Below are 12,351 nucleotides of genomic sequence, written 5' to 3'. Positions count from 1 at the left end.
GATAAAGTACACATCAGAATATATGTTAGTCAAACAGGGGTAAATAAAATCATGGATTGACACTTAACCGTATAAAGGACATTCATATGAAGTTTTTTTCTCTCGAAAAGGGTTATATTCTATAACGGATGTATTTTTGTGAATTGGAAGGAGAGCTGGCTCCATGAACATCATCGTATGTGGAGGAACTGGATTGGTGGGGAGTGCACTGGTCAAAAGCCTGCTAGACGACGGATACACCGTGAAAGTCGTTACCCGCAAGCCACTGGTAGGACACGAAGCGAGCCCCCGCTTGCAATATATGAGCTGGAACGAATTAAAACAAAAGCCTGAAGTACTGGAAGGCACAGATGCGGTCGTTAATTTAGCAGGCGAAACGCTGAATCAGCGCTGGACGGATAAGTCCAAACAAAGAATTCTTCAATCTCGACTGCTATCTGTTGCCCGGTTGGCTCAAGCATTGAATGCTCTACAAAAAAAACCGAAAGTAATCATTCAGGCTTCTGCTGTTGCCGCCTATGGTACATCCCTGACCGAAACATTCGATGAAACGAGCCCGCGCTGTTCGGGAGATTTTCTGTCTCAGGTGGTTGAGCAATGGGAAGAAGCAGCCAATGCCTACCCTTCTGAAGCCCGTTTAATTAAGTTACGCATTAGCCTTGTGCTGGACAGAAAAAAAGGGGCATTCCCACTCATGAAGATGCCTTATAGCTTCGGATTCGGCGGCAAAATAGGTAGCGGCCATCAATGGATGAGCTGGATTCATATTGAAGATATCGTTCGTCTGATCACGTACTGCATCCATACGACGGAAATTGTCGGGGCAGTGAATGCTTCATCACCACAACCCTTGACGAACGACCAGTTTGGGAGGACAGTAGCTACGGTATATCACCGTCCGTACTGGTTTCCCGTCCCCAGCATTCTCGTTTCAAAGCTAGTTGGTGAGATGAGCACGCTAGTATTGGATGGTCAGAAGGTAATACCGCGCAAAGCGCTGGAGCACGGATTTAAGTTTCACTATCCTTCACTTAAGGACGCTCTTAAAGAACTCCATTCTTCCCAAAAACAGCATTGAATTGAAAAAGAGGAACTCTTGGCTGGTAGGTAGTGTCACTACCAGCTTAGGGTTCCTCTTTTTAGTCAGATACAATCTCTCAAGCAGACTACAAGTTATTAAGATGCCCCATTTTATTCCCATGAATAGTCCACTATTCATAAAGAAAGAAGCTCTGAATATAACAGGCCTCTTCTTGACATATATCCATATAACCTTCATTTATGATGCATTGGAGGATTTAAAAGAGTCCAACCGGTAAGTATAAGAAACTCCAGCGATTTTAAAAGTATCTCCATCCTTCATTGTGTACTCCTTATAAGGCACCATAGGCTCTCCATTCAGAACAGTTCCATTCGTCGAGGATAAATCCTTAACAATGTGGCTATGTTCTCCTGTAACTATGCAAAGCTCAATATGAGAACGGGAAGCTCCATCCGTATGCTCTACAAACTGAACCAGTTGCGGATCTCTCCCGATGATAAAACTGCCTGCAACGAATTGGTCTGGCTGCAACCGGATGCGCTCTGTCCCTCCACTACCTGGTGGCTTGCGATCCAGGCAAGCCATCGGTGATTGCTGCACTGGTGAAATCTGCATCTCTTGATCTGCACGAAGCAGCATCGTTTCCTGCTTAGATGCAGCATTTAGAAGCTCCGTTACCCCGGAGAGAGACTTATAATAAGCCTCGCTGGTATCACTGGCTTCCAATTCATTTCCCCGTTCCGCACCTTTCCACGATGGCTCGTGTAAGTCACAATTTGCTGAAGTTTTCTTACTATTTTCCGCAACTCGATTTCCCACGCTCTTAGATTCTGAGTTTGGAAAAGTCCATCTCCAGTCCTCCGGCCCTTGATCACTCGAATCGGAAGATTGCTTGTCTTGATGATGACGTCCCGCTACAAATCCGGTCAGCTTATCTACCTGATAACGATCATTTTTGCGCTGTGCTGGGGAAGAAGTAGTTCCTAACCATTCCGAATCCAATACAGGTACTGAATCGCTGTACATATGAGATGAAGTTCGATTGCGCTCCCATTTCCCCGTCCAGCTTATATAAGCAACAGCGGCAAGTACCAAGGTCAGCACCATGGAAATAATCAACGGTACCGTCTCTGGATGGTCCAGATAAATATAACGCCACACGATGGCCGAAGCGAGCAGACATCCGAGAGCAATGTAGGTTTTATATTTTTGCAATCCAGGCTCCACATCTTCTACTTCGTTTTCTGTTACATGCTCGGAATTCTCCTCTGGTTTCACGGACGGTTTGAGCCGATTGATCCGTTTAAGCTCCTGAATCTCCTGTAGAGTTTCCCGATGCTCTCGCGCGTATGTTCCGCCACGATCCGTATAGTTCCCCTGTGAGGTATGGGCAGATAGGATAGGATCGGCTGATGAAAAGGCTCGCTCTTCCATACTTTCTGCCTGCACGCTAGCACTCTCTGTACCAGCCTTCATTCCTTGCAACAGCAGTTCCTTTAGCAAACCCAATTCAAATTCATTTCTATCACACAGATCGAGTATGCGTTGTATATTTTCTCCCTGAAAGTGGGCCACACGAGTCATTAAACGAATAACCATCTGCTTAAATTGACTGCCTGTTTGCCCTGCATACTGTACACTGCGTAAAGGAACATAGGTTAAACTGGCGGTTTCCCTTGTACCTGAACCACTTAGAAAAATATAATCCTCGTGCAAAATAAACTGGCGAATATCTAACATATATTGCGGGCTGCGATGGAGGGCATCTGCCACTTCAAAAAGAATCCGGTAGAAATCAGAAGTCGACACGCCCCCACCTTTCCATAACTGGGAAAGCATGCGTTGCCCCGAAATGTCGTAATGTAACTCAATCTGAAAATCGACTTCCTTTATTCTAAGTTCCAGTAGACCGGGAATCCGATTACCAGTCATCATTCCAGTTTGCACGGAATTTAAATCATCGGTTTTGAGCCCGTCTTCCTTGTTTAGAATCATAAATGTCCCGCCGTTCCGGGCAAAATCCCTGCTTAAACCAAACAATTCATGACCTCCTTAACAATTTCCTATCTCCGTGAGGTAGCATGATCTCCCCCAGCGGACATGTCATGGCAAGAAGTAAAGATAAGCACTGATCGCCCCCGGAATGACTGCCGTCATAAAAGGAAACCTGAGGTGTGCTTCATTTCCACTGGTCAGTGCTTTTCCACTGCGAAATAGAAAAAATCCTCCTAAATTAAAAGCTACGCGCCGCAGTCTCATGATGGTTTCCCTCTTCCATAGCAAAATCCCTATGCCAATAATACCTGCAAAAAAAATCGAATATAAAGCTGACTGCCATGCAAAAGCGGCACCTGTCCATGCTCCAATCAAGCCGAACAGCTTCACATCTCCTGCACCAACAGCTCCCATCCAGTACAAAATCAGCATGAACCCAAATCCGGTACCCAGTCCAGCAACAGCAAATAAAAAACCGTGCCATCCCCCAAATAGAGTATTGAATACCAAGCCTACCACTATGCCGGGCAATGTAAGCTTATTAGGGATTTTCATGCTACGTAAATCCGTAACTAACGCAATCGCGAGCAGAACTCCGCATACAATATACATCCACGTCAATGCGATCTTCCCCCTTTATAAAAATAGAACTAGCAGACTGCCAAATCATTTTCCATCGTAGCTATCCCTACAAGTCTATATCCATCCTATCCATCAGCTGGCTTTTCCACGGTAAACGGAACTTCTATACGTTGACCATCCTCTGTTTCAATTACAAAGCTCCATTGACCAGGTGTTGTGTTCGTTCCCACAAACCAGTTCCATTCTATAATCCCGTCCGCGTTGGCAGAGGTCCAGCCCAAGTGCTGAGCTGTGCTTTCACCCGACTTATAAAGCACAGAAAGGTTAGCAGTCGTCCCAGGCTCAACCTTGGCCTTGATTAAATTGTACACACCCTTCACAGCAGGTTCAGGCTTAACAAGCAACTGTATGGAATGCTCCGCATCCTTGTCTCCCGTCGCATTTCCTGTACCTGCTCCTTCCCCTGTGTCGCCAATCCAAAGACGTTCCTCAGCTGCCGCCTGAAGCACAATGCTGCGATACAGAAAAGGAACCTTCATCGGCAGTTCATACGACAGTTCTACTCTAAAATATGGGTCCTTAGTTCCTGTAAGAGCAGGTACATGTACGCTCGTTATATGAATACGGTCATATTCCAGAATGCTTTCCTCCATAAAAGGCTTTAGCATCGGCTTCAAAACAGGATCGAGTGCAGCTTCCGTAAATCGCCCCCGCAGTTCCTCCATCGGCTTTTGACCGCCCTGAACAGCGCTTTCTACCCAATCACCAATTGGAGGTGGCAACTGGGCAGCGAATTGGCTTGCATATTCACTCACAGATAACTTGGGCAGTTCATCCAGCGGTTCACGCACTGCATCTATTTTTGCGGACGCCGCCTCCACGGCTAGAGAAACTGGGTAGATTTTAGCCGAAACCTGTTTAACCGCTTCTGAAGCGGTGGTCTGCAACGCTGTAGATACCAGTGTCATCTGAACCATATAAATGAGAAAAATAATAAAAAACAGAAACATTGGCAACACCAATGACGCTTCTAAAACAATACTTCCTTGTTCACATTGCTTTTGCCCACAAACTTTCCGTAAACACCGATTAATAGGAAAAATGCGCTGTTTTCGTGACATAGTACACACTTCCCTTAATACTCTCGCCTTCTTTTGAGGCGGTCCCGAGCATCTTCATTACCCCAGGTAGAAACCACAGCCTCATCCCATTCTTGACCTCACCCGTTGCATACGTTTGCCGCTCAGCAGGATTGACATCTGTATTCAGACGGATCAGAGCCAGCATACGGGACATTTTTCGTTCATTATTGCTATGGAGCATCAGGAACAATCGCAAATGATCCTTGTATGTCATTCGAAATTTCAGAAAATCAGACAATGGCACGTCCCCCTTTTGTGCCAGCATAATCATGTCTTCTATCGCTTTTTCTACTCCATATAACAAAGCTGCCGCCAAAACGACCAGCGGATTACCTTTTGAGCTGTTCTTAACCAATCCCTCCATTGTTCGAATGGCAAGTCTCATAGCAAAAATTTCTCCATAGGCGGATGCCAGATTACCCGTCGGATTATGGAACCCATACAAGATGTACTCAACTTCCTGATTATTCACCTCTAGCTGATCTCCCAAAATCTGTGCAGCATTTCCCACATTTCCACCCGATCCGGCCAAACTGCCAAAACGACTAAAATCCACATGATGGAAGTAAGAAAGCGCGTATTCATTCTGGTAAAACTCGTCTCCCAGTTGAGTCAGTAAATTGGATGCCGCACCGTATAGACCATCCATACTATCCATGGAAGATCCTGCTGCATCATAGGTGTCATAGGACAAATCAGCGGATACAGATGGACTGGATGTAGACTGGTTAAACGAAATACTTTCATTGTAATACTGCTCCAGATTTTGGAATTGTTCTGCACTTTGTTTACCCTTGGATAGAACCTCAATAATCCGATAGGCTTGTTTGAGTTTGTTTTTCGCCTCTTTTTCCATTTTCTTGCGTTCTTTGTCCGGGCCGCGTCGCGTATCCATCGTCCTGGCTTCACCGTCGAGCACATTGGCGGGTCCCGCCCAAGCATACGCATTTAAGTATTTATCTATCTCCTTAAGCGTAGAAGCGACTTCTTGCTTGAGCATGTCTGCATTCAAAAATGGATCTGTATAAAAGGATAACGTACGCATCATACTCGTTATTCTATTGTTAGCAGTATTTATAGAAGTCCGTTGCTTTTCAATTTCTGCTTCCCATTGCTCAAATTCCTTGTCTGGAATCAACAAATCCTCTGCTTTTTGCCGTGCGCTTCCTACCGAAGGATCTGCGTTGGAGCCTGTCCCGCTTGGAGTAGGGGCTGCTGAAACCTCATCGTAGCCTGCATTGGCCGCCCTCTGCTTATATTGGGCAATGACTTTGCGCATCTCTTCATTAATCTGTTGGGCCTCATTTAACGGTTCCTTGGCTTCCAGAAGCAACTTATCATGTTCTTCCCCAGCCTGAACCATGATCTGACGCAGGCGATCAAGCGCTGCCCTCGCTCTACGTGCATACTTTTCCATCTGCATGATTTTAACGTCGTCCACACTCTTCTTATTGTCTTCATATACATGTACGTAATGCTTATATTGAGCGGCAATATCGGCTACAACCTCAAGCGGGTCCCATATATACTGATTGGGCATATAGGTGCCCCTCTGTTTAATAATCCGCTTGCGAACCTCTTCCATATAAGCTCCTGCTTTACGCTGCTTCTCCAGCATGTCATCCAGTTTGGCCTCTCGTCTGTCGTATAGCTTTTGCAGCCGTTTCAGCAAATCTACCGTATGAGAAGCCTCTTTCATATTTTGAGAGAGCGGCTTCAGCTTTTCGAGCACTTCAAACGTAAAATCGACAGGTGCTTTATACTTCATCTCTTCACGGATCTGCTCGTTAAATATGGCATATTTACCAAGCTCCCTTTCCATTTGCAGGGAACTAGAATCCAGCTTCATATTCATAAGCGGTAGCGTTTCTGCGCGTGCCGTACGCCGCGCGCTATCATTCAGCACTTTGACCATAATTTGTTCTCCGCCGCCTTCGCCATAAGCAAACAAACCGTACTCCTGTTGTAATGTCGGATCATAAGCAGACATCACTGAACGAACCGCCGCATGGGTCAGCCGTTCGGTCTGCACATGCAGTGCAGCAATTCTCGCGTAATCAATAAATACAGCAATAAAACCGAACATGACCGCCAAAATCAGAATTAAAAAGACCGTGACAGCACCTGATTCCCCGTCCTTTGTATTGTGACCCTTACCAAACACCCGCTTCCTCCTTCCCAGTTACATTCCTATTCCTTACTTCTCACTGACCATTTTGACCATATTGCATCAATACTTTGCCTACAACTGCCGAATCTACCTTTTCACCTGATCCTCTGCCCATAAACTTCGCACCATAATAACGGACCAACTCCACCGTACGAATCCATTCCACAGGTTCGACCACGCCAGAGCTCATTTTCCCTTGAAAATCTGTCTGATCTAAAAACTGATTCAGCAAAGGTACCTTCACGATTTTATTTAACTTTGTGGTCACCTTACGGTGAATCATACTGTTCTCATATGTCATCTGCCCCTGCATGCCCGCAGGCATATTATTTTCTGCATTGGACAGCTTTTGAGCAGGTAACGAGCCTCCCCCATTGCCGCCTGGAACCTGTACACTTTCCTGATTGTTGGCTCCGGTCCAGCCAAACAGGGCTCCGAGCATAACATCATCCTTCAAGCGCCAATAGAGAGAATCTCGTTGCCCCTGTGTAAATGCTCCTGTACGTGGGTCCTTGAAGCTGTTATCCCAACTGTAAGCGGCCCTTTCTGAAGCAGTAGCAGCGACCTGCACCAATATAGACTTTTGATATATGTACAGGCAAAAAAATAACATCACAAAAATGACCAGCAGTAGAATGGGAAAGACGAGGGAAGCTTCCAAGGAGAAGCTCCCGTCCTCTTTTTGTGCCAATTTGCGCAGCATTATGAATCCATAAAATCGTTACTTTTTTTATCCGCCTTTTTCAAAAGCCCTTCTACAATTTTCTTGATCTGATCCTTAAAAATAATTGCCACCGCAATCAGAATGGCAATGATCAGGATCATTTCTAACGTACCCAGACCATCCTCATCCTTGTACAATTTACGAATACTGCCTGTTACTAATGTCATCATCGTTGTATTCCTCCTACATATTCATCATCATTAAAGCCGGAGCGCCCACCAGCACAATTACCGTTAGCAAAATCAGCGCCATCGGGAATACCAGCTTAGATGAAGCCTGCTCCCCTCTTGTGCGGCTAATTGAAGTCCGCTTGCCCCATAACGTCTGGGACAACTCACGTAAAGCCATCACGAAATCGCTCCCGCCGCGCCTCATATTCAACAAAACTGTCGTCGTAAATACTGTCATTTCCTGAATACCACAACGTTTGCTCAGGTGCTCAAATGCCTGTTGAAAGGAAAAGCCGCTTTCCCATTCTGCCACCGTCTGCCTCAGTTCTCGATACAACGGATGTTCCGTATCCGCCCCTTTACGTTCCACGCAATGTAGCAATGCCCGTTGTACCGTCTCACCTGCACCTACTAAAAGCATCATTTTACTCAACAGTTCAGGCAGTTCCATTAAAATTTGCTGATCCCGCTTCTGTACTTTCCCGTGCAAATCCTTGATCAGCGCGATGGGTACCAGAAGACCAAGTCCCAATCCGAGCACCAGCCCGGTCGCATCCCCACCCAGCAAAAGCGATACTATAGCTCCACCAGCAGCCATCATATATCCGTAACCCAACATTTCTGCCAGAAAAAGCATCGTTTTTTCTCCGCTGTTGCGCATACCATACAGCTTTTGCACCGAACGCTGGAGCTTGAACATTAGCAAAGGCAGCCTATGAGTAGCACGTGAAGCATGAATCATGTGTACAAATGGGACTGAAAGTCTTTGCAGCCGCAGTCCCTCCAACTTCATATGGCGAAAATGCGCATACTTAGCACCGTGCATCTGGTTCAGCACCACCCAACCTCCCACTTGCAGAACCAGCATGACCAGACAAATCAACATCACCACACCCATCTCTCCTTACACTTCAATCTTCATAATGTGGTTGATCCACACGAGACACCCACCAAGCACCAATAAACAAAAGGTTGATAAAATCATACCTGTACCGCTGTATAAGGGCATCATGTAATCACCCGCTGTCATGGTCATAAACAATACAAACAAAAAAGGCGCCGCAAACATAACCCTCGATTCAAAACGTTTCTGCGCAATCATTACACCGATCTCCTGCTGAATTTCCAGCTTCTCACCAATGACACTTGAAGCTCGTCTTACGACTTCCACCAGATCACCTCCGGTTCGTTTGCAAGCCGCAAATACGTCCGCAAAATTCGTAATATCTTCCATCTGCGCCCGACGGGCCAAATCCTGCAAAGCGGTTTCTACAGGCTGTCCGATTTCGAGACAGGCGGTAATAATGTTAAATTCAAAAATCAGGTCGTGATCTCCATCTGGACTAAGCAATCTCAAATCCTCTACTGCCTCACGAAAAGCATTCTCCACCGACCTTCCCGCTGAAAGAGAAGACGAGAGCGAATATAAAGCCTGTTTGAATTGGATGCTTAGGGCAGACCTGCGTCTTTGCAGCAAAAATTGCCTAAAATAACGAGGCATCACCCCAGCCCCGGCAGCGCACAGCAACGATAATATCCATTGGTGATAAAATAAATAACCGATCATCGCGAACAACACGCCACTAAAGAATATGCACAGACTTTTTTGTACTGTCGATAATGTATACACCGTATAATCTGGCAGAGAAGGGGCCTCACGTGATACTTGCTTGGCCGCCGTTTTTCCTGACTTCACGCTGATACGCCTCCCCTGTGCCAGTTTTCCGGATTGATCCCGGCCATTTGCAGCTTCAACGTATGTTGCAGACCCTCGCCACAACGTTCCAGACCTCCTACGATTCGCCCCTTGCTTTCTCCTCGCTCCTGAAACCGATAAAGGGGGTTAAGCGTCACCTCACCCTTTTCAAAACCAATCACTTCGCTAATTTCCAGCACTCGTCTGGATTTGTCGCGCATCCGTGACAGATGAACAAATATATCAATGGCCGAGCTGATCTGCTGTCGTACTACTCCAAGCGGAAGCTCTGCCCCTCCCAGCACCATCGTTTCCAGCCGGCTGACCATATCGCGGATATTATTTGCGTGGCCAGTTGACAGCGATCCATCGTGTCCTGTGTTCATCGCTTGCAGCATATCCAATGCCTCACTCCCCCGGACCTCACCCACCACAATGCGGTTGGGCCGCATACGCAGGGAGGAACGAATCAGATCACGAATTGTGATTTCTCCCTTCCCCTCGGTGTTCGCATTCCGTGTTTCCATGGAAACCAGATTAGGGACCGTCACAATTTGCAGCTCTGCTGAGTCTTCAATAGTAATAATCCGTTCAGACGACGGGATAAACTGGGATAATGCATTCAGAAAAGTTGTTTTACCAGAACCCGTTCCTCCGCTTATAAAAATGTTGTACTTGCTACGTACCAAGTCCTTGAGCATAGCAGCGGCTTCTGCATCCAGCGCACCCATTCGTATCAAGTCATCCATCGTCATAGGACGCTCGGGAAACTTCCGTATGGTCATCGTCGGACCCTTGAGAGCAACTGGAGGCAGCACAATATTTACGCGTGACCCATCCTTTAATCGGGCATCCACAATGGGGGAAGCCTCATTCACAATTCGATTCACTCCGGCTACAATCGTCTGGATTAAATCCTCCAGTCGCTCGCGGGACTCAAATTGATCGGGTATCTGCATCACCTCACCAGCCCGCTCCACAAAGATTTCCCGGTGACTGTTGATCATAATTTCCGTAACGGTCGGGTCGTCAATCAATGGCTGGAGTACGTCCATCCCACGGAAAGAGTTAAAAATCTTGCGGACAAGCGCGTGCTTCTCACGGGAAGTTAAGCCTACTAGCTCTACATCGTGTAAAATTCGATTTTCAATATGCCGTACCAGATCTGCATCCTTTACCGAAGACGTTACGTCCAGCCCGTTTCGGATATCTGCTCGCAATGCCTTAAATCGTCCCTCATTCATGTTCATCAGCCCCTTTTAAGACCAAACGGTGGCCGGATGTGTTACACCGTCCACATTCAGCAGCTCCCGGCATAGATGACGAATTTCCCGCTGATAAATCGGTGAACTTAGCAACAGCTCACGGTGCTGCATCTGTTTCCATGAAGGTATATAGGGTAACGCTCCGTTTAGCTCCATGAAGTCACGAGGTAACGAGTTGATCATAGTTCCCATATAGCGGTTCACCACAAAGCTGGTTTTGCATATCATGTCTTCAAGCCCTTCAGGCAGCGTGGTTTCTAAAACATCCAGCCATAATCCGCACTTGTGCATGCTCATTAAATCGTCTGCCAGCAGCCAAATCAGCTTATGACTAGCTTCAAGCACGGCTTGAGCCCGATCACCTTTTTCAGAATCGCCATCTACGATCACTACATCATACTGTCCACTTTCGGCAACTGTTCGAATCAGCTCTTTCGCTTCATCACAAGTCATATCCGTCAGCTCCTTGCGATTATAGACAGGCTGAAAAGTATCCGCCTGAATTTCAGGGCGACGAACACAATAGGAAGCCATGGATAACGGAGTCTCCTCACTCCCTTCTGCCTTGAGATCATAGAGCAGCCTGGACAGCCCTTCTCCTTCTGCTCCGCTAGCACTGCCTGAACCAGTGAATAATGAGCTTGAATCCACCGTCTCCAGATTCAGATAGAATACCGAATATCCCTCATTCCCCAGCTGTTTGGACATATTGAGTGCGGCCGTTGTCTTGCCCAGTCCTCCGGAAGCTGCTACCATGCCGATAATCATCCCACCTTCCCGGCTGTTTACACTTTTCCGACCATTTGACTTCTGTCTCGCCGTTTCCAAAATAAAACCGACCAGTTCAGATAAAGGCTGATATTTTAATAAAGGCTGTCCATATTCGCTCACTTGTTCTCCCTCATGCAATACCAAACAAGGAATATCAGCAGCTTCCCTGTCTGTCCATAGATTCAAAAAGGGAGTTTCACCAACCACCACATCCGGTCTTTTCATTCCGCTAGTTTCCATCATGTATTGATGAAATGCCTCCGGTTGCGAAAAAGCCGTTATTCTCAGCCTTCTAGCGTACTCGCTTCCGTGAACATAATTCAGCAGCGGCTCAATATAATCCCGACCTTCTACGGCTAATACCACTTTCACTGGAATCATAATGCTCATCCCTTCCCTAACACAACAACGCAAAAAAGCACCGTTCATCCATCCGTAAGTACATACGGTTGGTGAACGGTGCTTCCGTCACGTGCAATCTATTTACTGGTAGAATAGCATAGCGCTTATATTAGAGCAAGTATTTTTTGTGCAAGTATCTTCCAAAATCCTCGTACTAAGAGAAGGCGGGCAGTCTAGCCCCGCCTCCTACCATCTTCATCTTAGTAGAATTTGTGGTGACGACGATGACAGTCATGATGGCGATGATGGCGATGATGACGTTTCCGGCAATGACATTTCTTATCAAAATCTTCATGTTTCCGATGATCACGTTCAAATTTAGGTTTAAACTTAATGACAGTCACCTTAATGATCTTCTTAAAGACACGTTTTTTTGGCTTTGGAAAATGACA

The 12,351-nt window shown here is 46.4% G+C and carries 11 protein-coding genes; 1 reads left to right on the top strand and 10 read right to left on the bottom strand.

Annotated elements, in window-relative coordinates; all coding sequences use genetic code 11:
• Positions 1-163 precede the first annotated feature (163 nt).
• Positions 164-1,078, top strand: a complete 915-nt coding sequence (locus MKY75_RS06590) for a TIGR01777 family oxidoreductase (RefSeq protein WP_029516372.1) — start codon at positions 164-166, stop codon at positions 1,076-1,078.
• Positions 1,079-1,279: 201 nt separating this feature from the next.
• Here MKY75_RS06590 and MKY75_RS06585 read toward each other — a convergent pair whose 3' ends face one another.
• From MKY75_RS06585 to MKY75_RS06540, 10 genes are all read right to left on the bottom strand, one after another.
• Positions 1,280-3,082 (bottom strand): DUF6382 domain-containing protein, encoded by a 1,803-nt coding sequence (locus MKY75_RS06585; RefSeq protein WP_340884749.1) that lies wholly within the window; start codon positions 3,080-3,082, stop codon positions 1,280-1,282.
• Positions 3,083-3,145: 63 nt separating this feature from the next.
• Positions 3,146-3,658, bottom strand: coding sequence for an A24 family peptidase (locus tag MKY75_RS06580; protein ID WP_025722689.1), 513 nt, complete (start codon positions 3,656-3,658; stop codon positions 3,146-3,148).
• Positions 3,659-3,744: 86 nt separating this feature from the next.
• Complete coding sequence (locus tag MKY75_RS06575; protein ID WP_039269666.1) at positions 3,745-4,740, bottom strand: TadE/TadG family type IV pilus assembly protein; 996 nt, start codon at positions 4,738-4,740, stop codon at positions 3,745-3,747.
• Positions 4,709-6,925 carry a DUF5702 domain-containing protein gene (locus MKY75_RS06570; RefSeq protein WP_165144916.1) on the bottom strand — a complete coding sequence of 739 codons (2,217 nt, stop codon included), beginning with the start codon at positions 6,923-6,925 and terminating at the stop codon, positions 4,709-4,711. The genes MKY75_RS06575 and MKY75_RS06570 overlap by 32 nt, the downstream gene beginning before the upstream one ends.
• 40 nt (positions 6,926-6,965) lie before the next feature.
• Positions 6,966-7,634, bottom strand: coding sequence for a TadE family protein (locus tag MKY75_RS06565; RefSeq protein ID WP_029516367.1), 669 nt, complete (start codon positions 7,632-7,634; stop codon positions 6,966-6,968).
• On the bottom strand, positions 7,634-7,825 hold the full coding sequence (locus tag MKY75_RS06560) for a Flp1 family type IVb pilin (protein WP_013309278.1): 192 nt from the start codon (positions 7,823-7,825) through the stop codon (positions 7,634-7,636). The genes MKY75_RS06565 and MKY75_RS06560 overlap by 1 nt, the downstream gene beginning before the upstream one ends.
• Before the next feature lie 13 nt (positions 7,826-7,838).
• Positions 7,839-8,723, bottom strand: coding sequence for a type II secretion system F family protein (locus tag MKY75_RS06555; protein ID WP_340884746.1), 885 nt, complete (start codon positions 8,721-8,723; stop codon positions 7,839-7,841).
• Between the two features lie 6 nt (positions 8,724-8,729).
• Positions 8,730-9,521, bottom strand: coding sequence for a type II secretion system F family protein (locus MKY75_RS06550; protein WP_340884744.1), 792 nt, complete (start codon positions 9,519-9,521; stop codon positions 8,730-8,732).
• Positions 9,518-10,765, bottom strand: coding sequence for a CpaF family protein (locus tag MKY75_RS06545; RefSeq protein WP_340884742.1), 1,248 nt, complete (start codon positions 10,763-10,765; stop codon positions 9,518-9,520). The genes MKY75_RS06550 and MKY75_RS06545 overlap by 4 nt, the downstream gene beginning before the upstream one ends.
• Before the next feature lie 15 nt (positions 10,766-10,780).
• Positions 10,781-11,938 (bottom strand): ParA family protein, encoded by a 1,158-nt coding sequence (locus MKY75_RS06540; RefSeq protein ID WP_340884740.1) that lies wholly within the window; start codon positions 11,936-11,938, stop codon positions 10,781-10,783.
• Positions 11,939-12,351 lie beyond the last annotated feature (413 nt).

This window comes from Paenibacillus sp. FSL L8-0663, assembly GCF_038008125.1.
GTDB lineage: Bacteria > Bacillota > Bacilli > Paenibacillales > Paenibacillaceae > Paenibacillus > Paenibacillus polymyxa_D.
This window is presented reverse-complemented; position numbering and strand designations above follow the sequence as displayed.